Raw genomic sequence first — 18,559 nt, 5'->3', positions numbered from 1 at the left:
TCATGTTCTCCTGAACCATTGGAAATGCTCTCTTTTTGTTTTGCACGCATCTTGTCCGAAAACCGTTTCACACTTTTCGGGATGCGCCGCTAGGCATCAGCTCCCGTTGTTTGGCGTTTCAGCCTTGGCGTTTGCTACCGGCTTCGGCTTTTCAATCGGAAAGAACGTATAGGACAGCGTGATCGTCTTGACGTCCTTCAGATCGGGATCATTAACGATCTCCGGGTCAACAAAGAACACCACCGGCATTTCCATATCTTCGCCCGGCTTCAGGGTCGTATCCGTGAAGCAGAAGCATTCGACTTTGTTGAAATAAGCCCCTGCCCGGCCCGGCGCGACGTTGAAGCTTGCGCGGCCATAGGTCGGCTCATCAAACAGGTTACGCGCTTCATACTTGATCATCGTCGTTTCGCCGATGCGAACCGTCACCTCACGCTGCACGGGTTTGAAATCCCATGGCAGTCCATTGGCTGTGTTCGCGTCAAAACGTACCTTGATCGTCTTGTCGAGAATGGTATCGGAGTATTGTTCGACACGCTGTGTCGTGCCGCCATAACCCGTCACCTGACAGAAAATGCGATAAAGCGGCACGGAGGCATAGGCGGCGCCGATCATGCAGACAAAGAAAGACAGGCAAGCAACAGCAATCGTTGCATTGGAACGTTGTTGCTTCCTCAGCTTTTGATCTTTTTCCTGTTGATCCGCCATTTTTCTCCTCCCAGATGAAGTTTAAAGCGTGTCGCGTTTCGTCATGTTCATATGACGCACTTTAAACCTTTGCTTTCATGCATGTCTTCGTCCGGAAACCGGTTCCCACTTTTAGGAGACATGCTTTAGAGCGGCCTCACTAGAATGTTGGTTCCCAGTTTCGCAATCGTGCCGACGTAGACAAGCAGCACGAACAGCGCCAGCGCGATTGCCAGCCCCCAGGAACGATTGCGCTGGGCTTTCTTTTGCTGTTCCGTAGGAACGATCAGCTCCAATTCGCTGTCCATCGGCTTCTGTACGGTTTTATCCATTAGAACACTCCAAAGGCGGCGAACGCCTTCATTACCAGTGCCTCGACAAGCAGCACCGCAAACAGTCCTGACAAATAGAGCAGCGAGAAGCGAAACAGCTTGCGCGCTGCCGCCAGCATTGCTGGCTGCGATCCGGCTGCCCAGAGACGCCAGGCGTAATAAACGAAAGCCAATCCAAGCAGCGTCGAAATCGCGCCGTAGACAGGGCCAGCGAAGCCAAGTACCCAGGGCAGAACGCCAACCGGGGCCATAATGATCGAATAAAAGAGCGCCTGACGTCGGGTCGAAAGTTCACCCTTGACGTTTGGCATCATCGGAATACGTGCCGCTTCATAGTCATTGGCTGAAAAAAGCGACAGTGCCCAGAAATGCGGTGGTGTCCACAAGAAGATAATCATGAACAAAACGACGCTGTCCCAGGTGATCTCGCCTGTTGCAGCCGCCCAGCCGATCATTGGAGGAAATGCGCCTGCCGCACCGCCGATGACGATGTTCTGCGGCGTCGAGCGCTTCAGCCACATCGTATAGACCACGGCATAAAAGAAAATCGTAAAGGCGAGCAGTGCCGCCGACAGCCAATTGACCATCAAGCCGAGAGTGACGACCGAGAAAGCCGACAGGGTCAGGCCGAAAGCCAGAACCTGATTGGGAGCGATCACACCGGCCGGGATGGGCCGGTTGCGCGTACGCTTCATCACCGCATCGATATCGGCATCGTACCACATGTTCAACGCGCCGGACGCACCGGCGCCGACCGCGATGCACAAGATGCTGATAGCAGCGAGTACAGGATTCATATGTCCCGGGGCGACCACGAGACCGACCAGCCCGGTGAAGACCACAAGGGACATCACCCGAGGCTTCAAAAGAACAAGGTAATCCCGCGCAGTCGCTTCAGAGAGAACGAGCGCGTCGTCGGTACCTGCGTTTTTTTCCACCAGAGACATTTTAACTTCAAAAACCTCAAATTCACCGGTCCGAACACCGCGCCCCTACAGCACGGATCGGCACCATCACAACCATGTCCTCCCGGAAACCGTTCTGTTCCCGCCGGAAAGTGCCGTGCTTAGTGGCCGACTTTTCGTCTACCGGCGACGGGCGGAACAGAATGCCGCCCGCCATAGCACATATTGTAAAGAAGGGCGAAGTCTTTTCCGGACTCCGCCCATCGCACAATTACTTGATGCGCGGCAGCTGTTCCCACTGGTGGAACGGAGGCGGCGACGAAAGCTGCCATTCCAGCGTGGTTGCGCCTTCGCCCCATGGGTTTGCACCAGCTTCACGCTTCTTCGCGAATGCCTCGAAGACATTGTAGAGGAAGATCAGGACGGCGAAGCCCGAAATGTAGGAGCCGTAGGACGACACCATGTTCCAGCCCGCATAGGCGTCCGGATAGTCGATGTAGCGGCGCGGCATGCCTGCAAGACCAAGGAAGTGCTGCGGGAAGAACACCAGATTCACGCCGATGAAGGTAACCCAGAAGTGCAGCTTCGCAGTGAACTCGTTATACATGTAGCCGCTCATCTTCGGGAACCAGTAGTACCAGCCCGCAAAGATCGCAAACACCGCACCCAGCGACAGCACGTAGTGGAAGTGTGCTACGACGTAATAAGTATCGTGCAGCGCGCGGTCGAGACCGGCATTGGCGAGCTGAACGCCTGTCACACCGCCGACCGTGAACAGGAAGATGAAACCGATTGCCCACAGCATCGGCGCGCGGAAGGTCAGAGAACCGCCCCACATAGTCGCAATCCACGAGAAGATCTTGATGCCCGTCGGAACCGCGATGACCATCGTTGCGAAAACGAAATAGCGCTGCGTGTCGAGTGACAGGCCGACCGTATACATGTGGTGGGCCCAGACGACGAAACCGACGACGCCGATGGCGACCATGGCGTAAGCCATGCCGAGGTAACCAAAGATTGGCTTGCGCGAGAAGGTCGAAATGATGTGGCTGACAATGCCGAAGCCCGGCAGGATCAGAATGTACACTTCAGGATGACCGAAGAACCAAAACAGATGCTGGTAGAGGATCGGGTCACCGCCGCCGTCCGGCGTGAAGAAGGTCGTTCCGAAGTTGCGATCAGTCAGCAGCATGGTGATGCCGCCTGCCAGAACCGGCAGCGAAAGCAGAAGCAGGAACGCCGTCACGAGAACAGCCCAGGCGAAAAGCGGCATCTTGTGCAGCGTCATGCCCGGTGCGCGCATGTTGAGGATCGTGGTGATGAAGTTGATCGCGCCGAGGATCGACGAGGCACCCGAGATGTGGATTGCAAGAATAGCGAAATCCACAGCCGGTCCGGGCTGACCCGAGGTCGAAAGCGGCGGATACAACGTCCAGCCACCACCGGGGCCCCAGCCGCCAGGTGCCGAAGGCATGAACAGCGAGATCATCAGCAGCAGCAGCGCAGGCGGCAGAAGCCAGAACGAAATGTTGTTCATGCGCGGGAACGCCATGTCCGGCGCGCCGATCATCAGCGGCACCATCCAGTTGGCGAAACCACCAATCAGCGCAGGCATGACCATGAAGAAGATCATGACCAAGGCATGCGCCGAGGTGAACACGTTGAACATCTGCTTGCCCGCATCAAGCGCGGCATCGCCCTCGACGCCGTAAACCATGGACGCCAGACCATGGAAGATCTGGATGCCCGGCTCCTGAAGCTCAGCACGCATCGCGATGGACAGAGCGCCGCCGATAATACCGGCGATGATTGCAAAAATCAGGTACAGAGTACCGATGTCTTTATGATTGGTCGAGTATACCCAACGAACCCAGCCGTGCGGCTTGTGGTCGTCGTGGGCACCATGCTCGTGAGCTGCTGTGCCAGCCATGGAATTCGCTCCCGTTTTTCAACAGTTTGGCGTTCGGGATCAGAGACCCGCCGCAGCCACTTTATCGTTTGCGCCACCTTCAACAGCGGCCTGAAGCGCCTTGTTCGCGCCGTTCAGATCCGATCCCGCAGCAGCGAGCCAGGTCTGATACTGCTCTTTCGAGACAACGCGCACTGCGATCGGCATGAAGCCATGATCCTTGCCGCAAAGCTCCGAGCACTGACCGTAGTAGAGGCCTTCTTTGTCTGCTTTGAACCAGGCTTCGTTGATACGGCCCGGAACAGCGTCCATCTTCACACCGAAAGCCGGGATCGTCCACGAATGGATCACATCGGCAGCGGTAACAAGGAGACGAACCGTTTCACCGATTGGAACCACGACTTCATTGTCGACGGCGAGAAGACGCGGATAACGCGCACGATCCTCTTTTCCAGCAGCAGCGCGATCCGCATCCTTCAGAAGAAGGGCATCGAAGCTGACCGGATTATCGACCTGATATTCGTAACCCCAATACCACTGGTAGCCCGTTGCCTTGACCGTCAGTGTCGGATCTTCAGGCGAATATTGCGCCGTCAGAAGCTGGAACGACGGAACCGCCAGGAACAGAAGAATGATCACGGGCCCGATGGTCCAGATCACTTCAATAGCGGTATTGTGGCTGGTCTTGGATGGCTCAGGGTTTGCACTTGCGCGAAAGCGTAGCGCTACCCAGATCAACAAAAACAGAACCAGCAGGGTAATTGGAATAATGAACCAGAGCGTATAACGCTCAAACCAATGAATCTGTTCGGCAATCCCAGTCGCTGCGTCCTGAAATCTCCATTCCCAGGGACGGGGCTGGTCCGCAAAAGCCGCACCAGTCGTCCACAGCACTGCAAGAGCGCCGCCGAAGGCGCCCCTCGTTGTGGCAACAATCTTATCCACCAGAACTCTCTCCCTTTTCGCCCTTTCGAGCTGGACGCCGGACGCTAAAGACGGCCGCATCCCCCGTCGGCGTTCAAACCACACCTTAGCGCACACCGCAAGGAAGGCGAATATGTTCCTGTGCGGCATTTTTGCGCGCAGCCCACATGCCAAAGAGCGAATGCCCGAGTTTTTTCAATGCAGCAGAGCAGTTCATTTTCACCATGAAAACTTGGGAAAACCGCACGAAACCCATAATGAAGCCATGATTTGACAAGACGTTTCTTTTAACGTGCCGCGTGACAATCGACGCAACAGACGGTATCACCGTTGCTATGATGGCCAGGACTGATAAACGCCTGTCACGGCGCTTTTCATGGCCAATGCAGCGCGTTAACGTCCCGGTGATTCGATCTGGAGATTTCATGACTTTTCGCATGCTCGCCCGCCGCACGATCAGCCAGCGCCTCGCAACCCTTGCAACAGGGGCCGGCATGGCGCTCGCCGTTGCAACGCTTCCTTCGGTTGCCCAGGACACCCCGGCGCAGTTACAAACCCCACAAGAAGCCCCTGCGGCCCAGTCGCAGGCGGCCCCGACCAGCCCGCAGCAGAGCGGCAAGCTCAAGTCGCAGCATGGCGCATGGTCCGTTCTTTGTGACACGCCTGCCGGCGCCAAGACGGAGCAGTGTGCACTGATCCAGAACGTGGTCGCCGCAAAGCGCCCTGAACTGGGCCTTTCGGTCGTGGTTCTCAAGACTGCGGACAATAAAGCCCGCATTCTTCGTGTTCTGGCTCCGCTCGGCGTTCTGTTGCCCAACGGTCTCGGCCTCAACGTCGATGGCAAGGATATCGGTCGCGCCTATTTCGTCCGCTGCTTCGAAGACGGCTGCTACGCCGAGGTGATCCTTGAGGACGATCTTCTCAAGACGCTGCGCTCCGGCAAGGCCGCCACCTTCATCGTCTTCCAGACGCCGGAAGAAGGCGTCGGCATTCCGGTGGATCTCAAGGGGTTTGGTGAAGGCTTCGACGCCCTCCCTTGATCACAACTGCGATGACCGGTTGTTCTCAACCGATTTAAGGCTTACATCCTGCAGCAAACACATGCTGCAGGATTTATTTTTATGAAAAGCCTGATCGACAGTTTCGACGTCAGCCGCGACGATATCGAGCGCTTGGTCGCCCAAAGCCTGAAGGGCAGCGACGACGGTGAGCTCTTTGTGGAATACCGCGAGGCGGAGGCGCTTGTTTTCGACAATGGCCGTCTCAAGACCGGCTCCTTCAATCAGGACCAGGGATTCGGCCTGCGATCGGTTGCGGGTGAAGCCATCGGCTATGCCCATGCTGGCGATCTTTCGCTAGCCGCACTGAAGCGCGCTTCTGATGCCGTATCGGCGACGTTGAAAGGTTATGGCGGAAACTATTCGGCAGCACCTGCGGGCACGAACCGTCACCTTTACACGGATGAAAACCCCATCGGCTCGCCGAGCTTCGATGCGAAAGTACAGCTTTTGCAGCAGATCGACGGTTATCTGCGCGCCAAAGATCCGAAGGTCCGTCAGGTTTCCGTTTCACTTGCAGGCTCATGGCAGCAGGTCGAAATTCTGCGCGCCGACGGTCACTTCGTGCGCGATATACGACCTATGGTGCGGTTGAGCGTTTCGGTGGTGGCTGGCGATGGCGACCGTCAGGAATCGGGCTCGCATACGGTTGGCGGTCGCAAGGGCTTTGGCGAATTCATCACCGTCGAAAGCTGGCAGCACGCGGCCGACGAAGCGCTGCGGCAAGCACTTGTCAATCTGGAAGCCATACCTGCCCCGGCAGGCACATTCGACATTGTTCTGGCCAATGGCTGGCCGGGCGTGATGCTGCATGAAGCGGTCGGGCATGGGCTGGAAGGCGACTTCAACCGCAAAAAAACCTCTGCTTTTGCAGGACTGCTCGGCCAGCAGGTTGCCTCCAAGGGCGTAACGGTCGTGGACGACGGCACGATTGCCGAACGGCGTGGTTCACTCACGATTGACGACGAAGGCACGCCAACCAATCGGACGGTGCTGATCGAAGACGGCAAACTGGTCAATTATATGCAGGACCGCCAGAATGCGCGTCTGATGGGCATGGAAGCCACCGGCAACGGCCGCCGCGAATCCTACGCCCACGCGCCGATGCCACGCATGACCAACACCTACATGCTGTCAGGCGACAAGTCGCCGGAAGAGATCATCTCCTCCATGAAGAAGGGCATCTATGCTGTTTCATTCGGTGGCGGTCAGGTGGATATCACCTCCGGCAAATTCGTGTTCGGTTGCACGGAAGCCTACATGATCGAGGATGGCAAGATCGGCGCGCCGATCAAGGGCGCAATGCTGATCGGCAACGGTCCGGATGCCATGCAGCGGATTTCGATGATCGGCAACGACATGAAGCTCGATACAGGCAGCGGCAATTGCGGCAAGGGTGGCCAATGGGTTCCCGTCGGCGTCGGCCAGCCGCATCTGCGCATGGACCAGGTAACTGTGGGTGGCACGGCTATATAAAAGTCTGCCATCCTCAACGTGGTTTAGGCGGATGCATTTCTATCAGTATCATCTAACTTGCAGATTCTAACGGTAAAGTGCAGGCTACGAGGATAGCGATGCTGCACGGCAATTTTCAATGCCGCGCCGATCTGGAGAGAGGAATGCCTGAATCGCCTTATGACTGGACGGGCAAGCAAACGGAAAAGCGTGACCGGCAAAAGCGTATGCTGGTCGTGACAGCCATCACAATGGGTGCGCTCATTCTTGTCCTCGGCATGGTGGACGGCCTGCTGATCCTGCTAGGCTGACATGGTCCCCATCTACGAAATCGATTGCGTCGGCATAAAAGGCCCCGATGAACTCTGGCGACGTTACCTTTCAGCCGTCCCAGCCGAGGACCCGGAATCTTTCGGTTACACACTCGACTCGTTCTGGGATGCCGTACAATGGCGGGGCCCCGGCTGGCCCGGCGAATGCGAGCTGGTGTTCAAGAACGTTGAAGCTCTGGTCAACCTGAAAACACGCGGCGGAAAGCCGTTTCTCGATGCCTTTCGGCAACTGGTAGCCGACACAGATCGCCTGACAATCAGACTGGCGTGAACGGAATTATTCTGCCGTTCCAGTATTTTTGTCATAGTGAGCAGAAGCTGCAACAAGCGCATTGATATCATCTGCGCAAAGATACGCTCTCATGGCGTCAAATTTACGTTCGTCCCACTTGTAGATTCCCAGCCCCAGAAGAGTATCGACAGTCGTCGCTGGAAAACGGGATCGAACTGGGGCTGCAGGGTTGCCAGCCACAATGGTGTAAGCTGGAACATCCTTTGTAACGATGGCGCCCGACGCAATAATTGCGCCTTCTCCAACAGTAATCCCAGGCATAATCATGGCGCGCATTCCAAGCCACGCCCCATCACCGATAATCGTATCACCCTTTCCCTTGTAGGCATCGAGAATAACATCGGGAAATGGGTAGAGACTGAACCAGTCCGTACGATGCGTATGGTTACCGCCCATCAGGATGACAGCCTCTGCGCCGATACAGACGTAATCGCCCACATAAAGCTGATCGACAGGCCACTGGGACTCCCAGGCCTTCAGACTGTATTCGTCGCCATAAAGATAACGAACAACACTCTCTTCGAACGAGCCCGTCCATGCATTGCTGTAATAGCTACACCTGCCGCGCACGTGAATATTCGGGTTTTTTACCGTCTCGTGAAGAAGCTCCACGTTAGACCAATGCTTGGTTTTTGAACCTGCAAACGACACGGTTAAGGCAACTTTCCAAAACTTATATCGCTGGATCTTCTTCCAGCAAACCGGTCACGAAATCGAACAGGCCCGGACGGCGGTCACGACGAAGACGCTCCGCCTCGATGATCGACTTGATCGCCGTAAAGGAACGGTCGAGATCCTCATTGATGACGATATAGTCGTATTTCACCCATTTCTGGATTTCAAAACGAGCGTTCTGCAGGCGGGTCTCGATGACATCAGCCGTATCTTCCGCACGACGATTCAAGCGCTGTTGCAACTCTCGCATGGTGGGCGGCAGAATGAAAATTGACACCACGTCGGCTGGCATTTTTGCCTGTAGCTGGTCCGCGCCCTGCCAGTCGATATCAAACAGCATGTCCTGACCGTCGGCCAGAGCGATTTCAGCCGTTTCGCGCAGCGTGCCATAGAAATTGCCGTGAACCTCGGCCCATTCGATCAGCTCGTCATTGTCACGCAGACGTTCGAATTCCCGGATCGTCTTGAAATGGTAATGGACCCCTTCGATCTCGCTCGGGCGGCGCTGGCGCGTCGTCACGCTGATCGACAGCGAGAGGTTCATCTTCTTGTCTTCCAGCAACAGCCGGGCAATCGTGGATTTACCGGCCCCGGATGGTGACGAAATCACTACCATCAAGCCTCTGCGTGCGACGCCATTTTCAACCGAAGAGATGGCCATGATACCTGTTACTCCAGATTTTGTACTTGTTCGCGAAACTGATCCACGACCGCCTTCAGTTCCAAACCGATGGCTGTGACAGACGCTGCATTCGATTTAGAACACAGTGTATTAGCCTCACGATTAAATTCCTGTGAAAGAAAATCGAGCTTGCGCCCGACAGGACCGCCTTCGGTCAGAAGCTTGCGGGCGGATCCCACATGGGTGTCCAGCCGGTCAAGTTCCTCCTGAATATCAGCCTTGGTCGCAAGAAATGCCGCTTCCTGATAGAGCCGTGCTTCGTCGAGTTCGCGTGCAGAATCCATCAACAGGGCCACTTGTCCGGAAAGACGGGATTTGATCGCGTCAGTGCCGCGCGACGGGTCGCGGCGGGCGTTCTCGGTCAAGCGTTCGATACTGTCGACATGGGCGGAAAGAATGGTGAAAAGGGCCTTGCCCTCCTGCCTGCGCGCATCGGCGATTGCCTTGAGGGTGTCCTCAAAGCCGGAGACGATGGCAACTTCCAACCCACCGCGTTCATCTTCGTCATCAACCATTTGCGCTTGATCAATGATACCGCGCAGCGAAAGGATGCCGTCTACGCTCGCCGGTGCCAGTCCGTGTTTCGCCTGCAAATCCGCACCTAGCTTGAGGATCTCGGCAAGCATTGCCTGATTGACGCTGAAACCGGCCTGAGCTTCGCTGCGCTCGACGTTGAGACTTGCCTGAAAATTACCGCGCGAAAAATGACGCGCGAGCATCGAACGGACCGGATGTTCGGCCGCTTCAAGCCCTTGCGGCAGACGCAGCCGAAGGTCGAGTCCCTTGCCATTGACGGAACGCACTTCCCAGACGATGCGCGCTTCTCCGCCTTCCATGGCATGTTGCACGGCATGGCGTGCAAATCCGGTCATGCTTTGGAGCGCCATGCGTTCCATCCCCTCAACTCGTGCCCGCGAAGGTGCGAACTCACTCTAAAAAACCAAGCCGAAGCCGGGAGTACTACCGGCTTCGGTTACACGTTCTCAAGCCCACCAAGTCGTGCGGTGTGCTACTGTCCGGAACTCTGGCCCGAACTCTGATTTGCATTGCTGCCGCTATTGTTCTGCTGCTCTATATTCTTCTGCTGTTCCACAGAACGCCACTTGCGGACATTGGCGTTGTGTTCCTGCAGTGTCTTCGAGAATACGTGACCGCCCGTACCGTCGGCAACGAAGTAAAGATCTTCCGTATCCAGCGGATTGGCGACAGCTTCGAGTGCTGCCTTGCCCGGATTGGCAATCGGCGTCGGCGGCAAACCGTTGATCACATAGGTGTTGTAAGGGGTTGGCTTTTCGATGTCCGACTTGAAGATGGGGCGGTCAGAAGGTTTGCCGGCACCACCGAACAGGCCATAAATAATGGTCGGATCGGACTGAATGCGCATGCCCTTCTTCAAACGATTGACGAAGACCGAAGCGACATGCGGGCGCTCAGATGCGATTCCCGTTTCCTTTTCCACAATGGAAGCCAGCGTCACGAACTCGTTCTTGTCCTTGATCGGCAGGTCTGGACCGCGTTTCGCCCAAGCATCATCCACGAGCTTTTTCTGGGAAGTAATCATTCGGTCGATGATTTCCGCCCGCGTCGTGCCGCGCGTGAAATTCAGCGTATCGGTGAAGAGCGCACCTTCCGGCGGCATATCCTTCGGCATATCGCCAACCAGAGTTGGATCAGTCGAGATACGGTCAAAAATCTGCTTGACCGTGAGGCCTTCCGGAATGGTCAGCGGATACATGATGGACTTGCCGCTGATGAGAATATTCATCACATCGCGCATCGTAGCGCCGGCAGGAATGGCATATTCGCCCGCCTTCAGATCATTTTCGTGTCCGAGCGTCCGCATACCATAGCGGAAGATGCGCGCATCGCTGACAATCTCACGGTTTTCAAGACTGTTGGAGACTTCGGCGATCCCGGCACCGCGTTTGACGAGAAATGTCGTTTCAGCAGTGAGCGGACCTTGCGCGTCGAACTGCATCTTGCCGAAATAGAACAAGGCGGACGCACCGAGCAGAACCAGCACGACCAGCGACAGCATGAAGTTCATGAAAACGACGACCTGGCTGCGTGCATGGCGCGAGCGCTTGCGCGGCGGCGGCGTTCCCGGCTCCGGGCGCAGGGCTTCAGACGCGGATTTCGGCACGAACGGCTTGGAAGTCGCGTTCGTTTCCTGCGCTACGCCCTTGGGCTGCTCGTCTGCAGGGGGTGTTCCGGATGGCGCCTCTGAACTCACTCAATCACCTCGGTCCAGAGCATTTCGATAGCTAAACAAAACTATCAGAAAGGCTCTATCTGTCTATTTTGGCGAACGTCCCGACACATTGTGCCGAATGCCCGCCTGGAACGGCTTTTGCATCTGTTCTTCGTCAGAGCGAATAAAACTCTTCGGAGTCGTAACCACACTAACCGCTGTTCACGATTTTAAACATCGCATCGGGTTATATTTTGGCAAAAACGCGGAGAAATCCCCGCGTTTTTTAGATTCGATATTCCATTTTCGACGATACAGATCAGGAGTATCGGCGCAGGACCAGCGAAGCATTGGTTCCACCAAATCCGAAGGAGTTCGACAGAGCAATGTCGATCTTGCGTTCACGTGCCTTGTGCGGCACCAGATCGATCTTGGTCGTGACAGCCGGGTTGTCGAGATTGAGCGTTGCAGGCGCAACATTGTCGCGGATCGCCAGCGTCGAGAAAATCGCTTCGGCAGCACCGGCGGCACCCAGAAGATGGCCTATGGACGACTTGGTCGAGGACATGGAAATCTTCGAAGCCGCATCGCCAACCACGCGCTCGACAGCGCCGAGCTCGATGGTGTCGGCCATGGTCGAAGTGCCATGCGCATTGATGTAGTCGATCTGGTCAGGCGTGATTTCAGCGCGCTTGAGAGCCGCAACCATGCAGCGCTCCGCACCTTCGCCGCTCTCGGTCGGAGCCGTGATATGATACGCGTCGCCCGAAAGACCGTAGCCGATGACTTCCGCGTAGATCTTCGCGCCGCGTGCCACGGCGTGTTCCAGTTCTTCCAGAACCACAACGCCAGCACCTTCACCCATCACGAAGCCGTCACGGTCTTCGTCATAAGGACGGGAGGCTGCGGTTGGGTCATTGTTACGCTTAGTGGACAGCGCCTTGCAGGCGGCAAAACCAGCCAGCGAAATGCGGCTGACCGGCGATTCCGTTCCACCGGCAACCATCACATCGGCATCGCCGAAAGCGATCAGACGGGCAGCGTCGCCAATGGCATGAGTGCCGGTTGCGCATGCTGTGACGACCGAATGGTTCGGGCCGCGCAGCTTGTGCTTGATGGAAACATGGCCGGAAGCCAGATTGATCAGACGGCCGGGAATAAAGAACGGCGAGATACGGCGTGGCCCCTTATCGCGCAGCGTGTAGCCTGCCTCGACAATACCCTCGATACCGCCAATACCGGAACCGATCAGAACGCCGGTGCGCACCTGATCTTCGTCGCTTTCGGGATGCCAGTCGGCATCGTCCAGCGCCTGATCGGCAGCGCCGACGGCATAAACGATGAAAGGATCAACCTTGCGCTGTTCCTTGGGCTCCATATGGAGGTCGGGATTGAAGGTGCCATTGGTGCCATCACCAAGGGGGATGCGGCAAGCGATCTGGCAAGCCAGATCATCGACTTCAAATTCCGTGACGCGGCGAGCACCGCTTTCACCGGCAATAAGACGCTTCCAGGTCTCTTCGACACCGCTCGCAAGCGGCGACACCAGACCAAGACCGGTGATGACGACACGCCTCATATCCACCCCTTAAAACTCTGTTATGTCACGAACACCGTCCCGCAGGCTTTAACCGGCAGAACATATGTCCGGGCCTGACTTTAGAGGGATGGTGCCCCAATTGTTAAAACCGGAGCCTGCCATATCAAACGGGATCTTCGATCCGCGCTTAAACAGATTCACAATCAGGCTGCTGAGCAACCTTCTTGCGAACTCGCCCCTCCCTTGAAAGAGAAAGAGACGATTAAAGACAAGCAGGGCCGGGATTCGCGAGAACCCCAGCCCAATGCCCAAGTTCAGATTAGGCAGAAGCCTTGTCGATGAACTTCACAGCGTCGCCGACCGTAAGGATCGTTTCGGCAGCGTCGTCAGGAATTTCAACGCCGAATTCTTCTTCGAACGCCATGACCAGCTCGACCGTGTCGAGGCTGTCTGCGCCGAGGTCATCGATGAAGCTTGCGCCTTCCGTGACCTTGTCGGCATCTACGCCCAGATGTTCAACAACGATTTTCTTGACGCGCTCTGCGGTATCGCTCATGTCGGAACCTCGACCTGTGTGTTTGTTGCTCTGCCTTGGTTAGCGGCATGCAGGATTGTAATCAAGTTATAAGATGTCTGCCAAGTTTCGAGCGAAGCCGCTCGGACAGTCATCCTGTGGATATTCCTTTCGGAACAGGATCGCGGCACTTCTACTCAGAATGCAGCAATTCTCGATGGGCGCATTACCATGCTTCTTGAGCAAGGCAAAGCGCCTTTTCCTTCTCCAAGCCCGGTATTAAGGCATTTTATACCATAATTCGGGGAAGAAGGAGGGTTAGATCATAGCCATGCCGCCGTTCACGTGCAGGGTCTGGCCCGTCACGTAGCCTGCCTGATCGCTGGCGAGATAGACCACAGCCGCAGCAATATCCGCACCAATGCCCATGCGCCTCATGGGGATATTGCTCATGATCGCTTCCTTCTGCTTGTCATTCAGCTTGTCGGTCATGGCCGATTCGATGAAGCCTGGAGCGATGCAGTTGACCGTCACGCTGCGGCTGGCGATTTCCTGCGCCAGCGACTTGGAAAAGCCAATGAGGCCAGCCTTCGACGCGCAGTAATTCGCCTGACCGGGGTTGCCGGTGACGCCGACGATGGACGTGATGTTGATGATACGGCCGTTGCGGCGACGCATCATCGGATGGGTCAATTCACGCGTCAGGTTGAAAACGGACGTCAGGTTGACGTTCAAAACGGCATCCCAGTCTTCATCGCTCATGCGTACGAACAGGCCGTCGCGGGTAATACCGGCATTATTGACCAGAATGTCAACGCCGCCCATTTCCTCTTCCGCCTTCTGGCCGAGCGCCTTGACGGCTTCGCGGTCCGACAGGTTGGCCGGGAAGATGAAAGTACGATCACCGAGTTCGGCAGCCAGTTCCTTCAGCTTTTCTTCGCGCGTGCCGTGCAGGCCGACAATGGCGCCCTGTGCATGGAGAGCGCGAGCAATCGCTTCACCTAGACCGCCGGTCGCACCGGTTACGAGAGCCTTGCGGCCAGTCAGATCAAACATATCGGATCCTTTGTAGCTAATGAGCTTTTATACCAGCGCTGCAAGCGCTGCTTCGATTTCTTCAGCCGAACCAACGGCAGCGCCGGACACATCCTTGGAGATGCGGCGCGCCAGACCGGTCAGAACCTTGCCCGAACCTACTTCATAAAGCGAGGTCACGCCATTGGCGGCAAACCATTCCACGGTTTCGCGCCAGCGCACCTGACCCGTCACCTGCTCGACCAGCAGATCGGCGATTTCATTGGCGTCGGTCACCGGCGCTGCACGCACATTGGCAATGAGCGGCACAACCGGATTGTGCTTTTCGACACTGGCCAGCGCTTCACGCATCGCTTCAGCAGCTGGTGCCATCAGGGTCGAATGGAAGGGCGCGGAAACCGGCAGCATGATGGCGCGTTTGGCGCCCTTTTCCGAAGCAAGCGAAGCTGCTAGCTCCACTGCAGCCTTGGAACCAGAAATGACGAGCTGGCCGCCGCCATTATCATTGGCGATCTGAACGGAGCCGGAAGCCTTGGCTTCGGCGCAGATCGCTTCCACATCGCCGTGCTCCAGGCCGATGATCGCAGCCATCGCGCCTTCGCCAACCGGAACCGCCTTCTGCATCGCATTGCCGCGAATACGCAGGAGACGCGCCGTATCGGCAAGCGAGAAGGTACCCGCAGCGCAAAGTGCGGAATATTCGCCCAGCGAATGACCGGCCACGTAGGAAACCTTTTCCTTCAGCGAGAAACCGCGCGCTTCCATGACGCGCAGGACTGCCATCGACACGGCCATCAGCGCGGGCTGGGCATTGGCAGTGAGCGTCAGTACGTCTTCCGGGCCTTCGAACATGGTGGCGGACAGCTTTTCACCAAGTGCCGCGTCCACTTCGTCGAAGACGGCGCGCGCTTCCGCGAACTGTTCGGCCAGGGCCTTGCCCATGCCTACCGCCTGGCTGCCCTGTCCGGGAAAGGTAAATGCTACCGCCATTGATGCCTCATTCTGGTTTAATACATATTATCGCGCCGAAACTCGTATGTGTACCAGCGACATGCTTTGCAATTAATGCATAATTTGGCGCGATGTGCCTTAGCCTTGAGCGAAAAGTCAAGCATTTGTCGGTTTCTTGGGGATATCGCGCTTGCAAACAAGGGGAAAAACACGTAATAGCCGCCCGTTCATTGCTCGGCATCAGCTGGGGGCTGAACGGAGGGCCGTATCCATGACTATTTATTTAGTTGGAAATACGTTGGAAGTCACAAGTGCTTCTGCCTCCCGTGTCTCCGCTCTCGACCGTCTCAAGTACGCGTCCTTTCTTCACCGGTTTTCCGGCAAAAGAGAAGTCGCAGAGGCTTAGCCGTTGATGTCGGCATGATAAAACGAAGAAAGGCAAAGCCAATGGCTCTTTATGAACATGTGCTTCTTGCCCGCCAGGACATTTCCCAGCAGCAGGTCGACGCTCTCGTCGAACAGTACAAGGGTGTCCTCGAAGCTAATGGCGGCAAGGTCGGTAAGGTCGAAAACTGGGGTCTGCGTCCCCTCACCTACCGCATCAAGAAGAATCGCAAGGCGTATTACACGCTCGTAAACATTGACGCTCCGGCTGCCGCCGTTGCCGAAATGGAACGCCAGATGCGCATCAACGAAGATGTTCTTCGCTTCCTCACCGTTCGCGTTGAAGAACACGAAGAAGGCCAGTCGGCTATGCTCACCCGCCGTGACGACCGTCGCGATCGCGATGGTGACGATCGTCCGCGCCGTCGTGAAGGCGGTTTCGACCGTGGTGATCGCGGTGACCGTGGTGATCGCGGCCCACGTCGCCCGCGCGACAACGAAGCTGGTGAAGGAGCATAATCATGGTTGATATCAATCAGATCCCGACCCGTCGTCCTTTCCATCGCCGTCGCAAGACGTGCCCGTTCTCCGGCGCGAACGCACCGAAGATCGACTACAAGGACATCAAGCTTCTGCAGCGTTACATTTCCGAACGCGGCAAGATCGTTCCTTCCCGTATTACGGCTGTCAGCCAGAAGAAGCAGCGCGAACTCGCCAAGGCGATCAAGCGCGCCCGTTTCCTCGGCCTGCTGCCTTACGTAGTGAAGTAAGATACGATTTTTCGGGAGGCGTTCTCGTGAGAGATTGCCTCCCGAACCCCTTTCCTCCATTGCGATGGGCGCGACGGAGCGTACTGAAAACCCAAGTTGAGATGTGGCACATTCTTGGGCATGTCCGGACACAGAACCGGTTTCCACTTTTGTTGGACATGCTTTGTAGCCGTCTCTAACTGCAAAACCGGAATAGCCGGAGCAGGACAGCGAAACTCATGAAGTTCAACGGAACCATTATCGGTATCGGCATATTGGCGGGGCTTGCCTCGGCCCTGATGTCGTCCGGCGTCATCGCCCAGGGCGGCGCTATGGCGGCTATGGCCATGGTTCTCTATTTTCTGACGCCGCTTCCCATCTTCGTTGTCGCCCTTGGCTGGGGTTCGAGCGCCGGTATCGTTGCCGCCGCCACAGCCACGGTTGCCGTTGGCGTTGTCGCGGTTCCGATGGCCGCTCTGTTGATGGCATTGACCAGCTTCGTTCCTGCAGCGACAGGTGCCTATCTTTGCGGCCTTGCACGGCCTGCCGAAGAACTCGGCGGACCGAAGGATGTTCTGGTCTGGTATCCGCTGTCGGATATCGTGTTCCGGCTTGCCCTGATGGTGGCGCTCAGCTTCATCGTCATCGGCGCAATCCTGGGCTTTGGCCCGGACATGGCGCGCGAACTCGCGAATACGCTTATCGACCGGGTTGCCGAAGCTGATCCTCAGTTTACGGCCAGCGATGATATTCGCAACAATGTAACGTCGCTGCTAATGGTCGCCTTGCCTGCGATCCAGCCGGCAACCTGCCTTGCGATTCTCGTTGGCAATCTTTATCTGGCGCAGCGTTTGATCTCGATGTCGGGTCGCCTGCGCCGTCCACGTGACGACTGGCCAGCAACGCTGCGCATGCCGCGTCCGGCTCTGCTCGTCTTCGCGGTCGCTCTCGCGGTTGCATTTCTTCCCGGCGGCGCCGGATTGATCGCAACTGTCGTGGCCGGTGCGCTCAGCGCGGGCTTCATGATGTCAGGCCTTGCCATCATGCATTTTCGCACACGCGGCAAGGTGTGGCGCCCGGTGGCACTGTGGCTGGCCTACTTTGCGATCATACTCTTCGCATTCCTGCTTTTCATCTTCATGGTTCTCGGACTTTTCGACACTTCGCGCGGCGCGCCGGTCTCGAAAATGCCGGGCACTGACAGTCAGTAACCGAATCAGAAACTCGAAAGGAAACTCCAATGGACGTCATTCTTCTGGAACGCATTGGCCGCCTCGGCCAGATGGGCGAAACCGTCAAGGTTAAGGACGGCTATGCCCGTAACTTCCTGCTTCCGCAGGGCAAGGCTCTTCGTGCCAACGAAGCCAACAAGAAGAAGTTCGAAGGCCAGCGCGCTCAGCTCGAAGCTCAGAACCTGGAACGCAAGAACGAAGCTGAAGCAGTTGCAACCAAGCTCAACGGCGAATCGTTCATCGTTGTGCGTTCGGCTGGTGAAACCGGTCAGCTCTACGGCTCCGTTTCGACCCGTGACATCGCCGACATCATCACGGCGAACGGCTTCACCCTGCACCGCAACCAGGTTGAACTGAACCATCCGATCAAGACGATCGGCCTGCACGAAGTCTCGATTTCGCTGCATCCGGAAGTTCAGGTTCAGGTTTCGGTCAACATCGCTCGTTCGACCGAAGAAGCCGAACGTCAGGCAAAGGGCGAAGACCTGACCACGATCGAAGCCATCTATGGCATCGAAGAACAGCCTCTGTCGGAAGAAGTTTTCGACGAAGATGAAGAAGCTGAAGATCAGGCTTAATTAGCCGCCTTTTATCCCTGTGGAAGCCCGCTTTGTCAGTAGGCATTCCAATGGTGGTAAACTTTAAATGATCGTGCCCGGCGGCCTCCGTCGGGCATTTTCTCTTTTCAGATCGGTAAAACTCCCTATTCTGC

22 protein-coding genes are annotated in these 18,559 nt (G+C 56.6%); 8 read left to right on the top strand and 14 right to left on the bottom strand.

The window, feature by feature from the left end; translation table 11 throughout:
- Positions 1–96: 96 nt before the first annotated feature.
- The 6 genes from CQZ93_RS02675 to CQZ93_RS02650 all read right to left on the bottom strand — a co-directional run bounded on the left by CQZ93_RS02675 (position 97) and on the right by CQZ93_RS02650 (position 5,184).
- Positions 97–708: a cytochrome c oxidase assembly protein gene (locus CQZ93_RS02675; protein WP_105541212.1), complete on the bottom strand. Its 612-nt coding sequence runs from the start codon at positions 706–708 to the stop codon at positions 97–99.
- A 125-nt stretch (positions 709–833) separates the two neighbouring features.
- Positions 834–1,019 (bottom strand): cytochrome c oxidase system small membrane protein, encoded by a 186-nt coding sequence (locus CQZ93_RS02670; protein WP_105541211.1) that lies wholly within the window; start codon positions 1,017–1,019, stop codon positions 834–836.
- Complete coding sequence (locus CQZ93_RS02665) at positions 1,019–1,966, bottom strand: heme o synthase (RefSeq protein WP_105541210.1); 948 nt, start codon at positions 1,964–1,966, stop codon at positions 1,019–1,021. Before CQZ93_RS02665 ends, CQZ93_RS02670 begins: the two co-directional genes overlap by 1 nt.
- Before the next feature lie 229 nt (positions 1,967–2,195).
- Positions 2,196–3,854, bottom strand: a complete 1,659-nt coding sequence (gene ctaD / locus CQZ93_RS02660; protein WP_105541209.1) for a cytochrome c oxidase subunit I — start codon at positions 3,852–3,854, stop codon at positions 2,196–2,198.
- Between the two features lie 39 nt (positions 3,855–3,893).
- Positions 3,894–4,778, bottom strand: a complete 885-nt coding sequence (gene coxB / locus CQZ93_RS02655; protein ID WP_105541208.1) for a cytochrome c oxidase subunit II — start codon at positions 4,776–4,778, stop codon at positions 3,894–3,896.
- Between the two features lie 85 nt (positions 4,779–4,863).
- A complete protein-coding gene (locus tag CQZ93_RS02650) occupies positions 4,864–5,184 on the bottom strand; it encodes a hypothetical protein (RefSeq protein ID WP_105541207.1) in 321 nt (106 codons plus the stop codon).
- Here CQZ93_RS02650 and CQZ93_RS02645 point away from each other — a divergent pair.
- From CQZ93_RS02645 to CQZ93_RS02630, 4 genes are all read left to right on the top strand, one after another.
- Positions 5,183–5,797, top strand: coding sequence for an invasion associated locus B family protein (locus CQZ93_RS02645; RefSeq protein WP_105541206.1), 615 nt, complete (start codon positions 5,183–5,185; stop codon positions 5,795–5,797). The two genes, CQZ93_RS02650 and CQZ93_RS02645, sit on opposite strands and share 2 nt — an antisense overlap.
- Positions 5,798–5,878: 81 nt before the next feature.
- Complete coding sequence (gene tldD, locus CQZ93_RS02640; RefSeq protein WP_105541205.1) at positions 5,879–7,291, top strand: metalloprotease TldD; 1,413 nt, start codon at positions 5,879–5,881, stop codon at positions 7,289–7,291.
- Between the two features lie 143 nt (positions 7,292–7,434).
- Positions 7,435–7,581, top strand: a complete 147-nt coding sequence (locus CQZ93_RS26535) for a hypothetical protein (RefSeq protein ID WP_167522167.1) — start codon at positions 7,435–7,437, stop codon at positions 7,579–7,581.
- Position 7,582: 1 nt separating this feature from the next.
- On the top strand, positions 7,583–7,873 hold the full coding sequence (locus CQZ93_RS02630) for a barstar family protein (protein WP_105541203.1): 291 nt from the start codon (positions 7,583–7,585) through the stop codon (positions 7,871–7,873).
- Between the two features lie 6 nt (positions 7,874–7,879).
- Here the strand turns inward: CQZ93_RS02630 and CQZ93_RS02625 are convergent, their stop codons facing one another.
- The 8 genes from CQZ93_RS02625 to fabD all read right to left on the bottom strand — a co-directional run bounded on the left by CQZ93_RS02625 (position 7,880) and on the right by fabD (position 15,521).
- A complete protein-coding gene (locus CQZ93_RS02625; protein WP_105541202.1) occupies positions 7,880–8,545 on the bottom strand; it encodes a CatB-related O-acetyltransferase in 666 nt (221 codons plus the stop codon).
- 22 nt (positions 8,546–8,567) lie between these two features.
- Complete coding sequence (gene gmk, locus CQZ93_RS02620) at positions 8,568–9,230, bottom strand: guanylate kinase (protein ID WP_061345145.1); 663 nt, start codon at positions 9,228–9,230, stop codon at positions 8,568–8,570.
- Between the two features lie 8 nt (positions 9,231–9,238).
- Positions 9,239–10,138, bottom strand: a complete 900-nt coding sequence (locus CQZ93_RS02615; RefSeq protein ID WP_105543148.1) for a YicC/YloC family endoribonuclease — start codon at positions 10,136–10,138, stop codon at positions 9,239–9,241.
- 122 nt (positions 10,139–10,260) lie between these two features.
- Positions 10,261–11,484, bottom strand: a complete 1,224-nt coding sequence (gene mltG / locus CQZ93_RS02610; protein WP_105541201.1) for an endolytic transglycosylase MltG — start codon at positions 11,482–11,484, stop codon at positions 10,261–10,263.
- Between the two features lie 277 nt (positions 11,485–11,761).
- The gene (gene fabF, locus CQZ93_RS02605) at positions 11,762–13,021 is read right to left on the bottom strand and encodes a beta-ketoacyl-ACP synthase II (RefSeq protein ID WP_105541200.1); all 1,260 of its coding nucleotides are present in this window, start codon (positions 13,019–13,021) and stop codon (positions 11,762–11,764) included.
- A 280-nt stretch (positions 13,022–13,301) separates the two neighbouring features.
- A complete protein-coding gene (locus CQZ93_RS02600) occupies positions 13,302–13,538 on the bottom strand; it encodes an acyl carrier protein (protein ID WP_002963616.1) in 237 nt (78 codons plus the stop codon).
- Between the two features lie 276 nt (positions 13,539–13,814).
- Positions 13,815–14,552, bottom strand: coding sequence for a 3-oxoacyl-[acyl-carrier-protein] reductase (gene fabG / locus CQZ93_RS02590; RefSeq protein ID WP_105541199.1), 738 nt, complete (start codon positions 14,550–14,552; stop codon positions 13,815–13,817).
- Positions 14,553–14,579: 27 nt separating this feature from the next.
- The gene (fabD, locus tag CQZ93_RS02585) at positions 14,580–15,521 is read right to left on the bottom strand and encodes an ACP S-malonyltransferase (RefSeq protein WP_105541198.1); all 942 of its coding nucleotides are present in this window, start codon (positions 15,519–15,521) and stop codon (positions 14,580–14,582) included.
- Positions 15,522–15,929: 408 nt separating this feature from the next.
- On the opposite strand from fabD, the gene rpsF reads away from it, so the two are divergent.
- From rpsF to rplI, 4 genes are all read left to right on the top strand, one after another.
- Positions 15,930–16,385 carry a 30S ribosomal protein S6 gene (rpsF, locus tag CQZ93_RS02575; protein ID WP_105541197.1) on the top strand — a complete coding sequence of 152 codons (456 nt, stop codon included), beginning with the start codon at positions 15,930–15,932 and terminating at the stop codon, positions 16,383–16,385.
- Positions 16,386–16,387: 2 nt separating this feature from the next.
- Positions 16,388–16,636, top strand: coding sequence for a 30S ribosomal protein S18 (gene rpsR / locus CQZ93_RS02570; RefSeq protein ID WP_006466219.1), 249 nt, complete (start codon positions 16,388–16,390; stop codon positions 16,634–16,636).
- Between the two features lie 218 nt (positions 16,637–16,854).
- Positions 16,855–17,826, top strand: coding sequence for a DUF2232 domain-containing protein (locus CQZ93_RS02565; protein WP_105541196.1), 972 nt, complete (start codon positions 16,855–16,857; stop codon positions 17,824–17,826).
- 29 nt (positions 17,827–17,855) lie between these two features.
- On the top strand, positions 17,856–18,425 hold the full coding sequence (gene rplI / locus CQZ93_RS02560; RefSeq protein WP_105541195.1) for a 50S ribosomal protein L9: 570 nt from the start codon (positions 17,856–17,858) through the stop codon (positions 18,423–18,425).
- Positions 18,426–18,559: the final 134 nt, after the last annotated feature.

It is taken from the genome of Ochrobactrum vermis, assembly GCF_002975205.1.
Lineage (GTDB): Bacteria > Pseudomonadota > Alphaproteobacteria > Rhizobiales > Rhizobiaceae > Brucella > Brucella vermis.
This window is presented reverse-complemented; position numbering and strand designations above follow the sequence as displayed.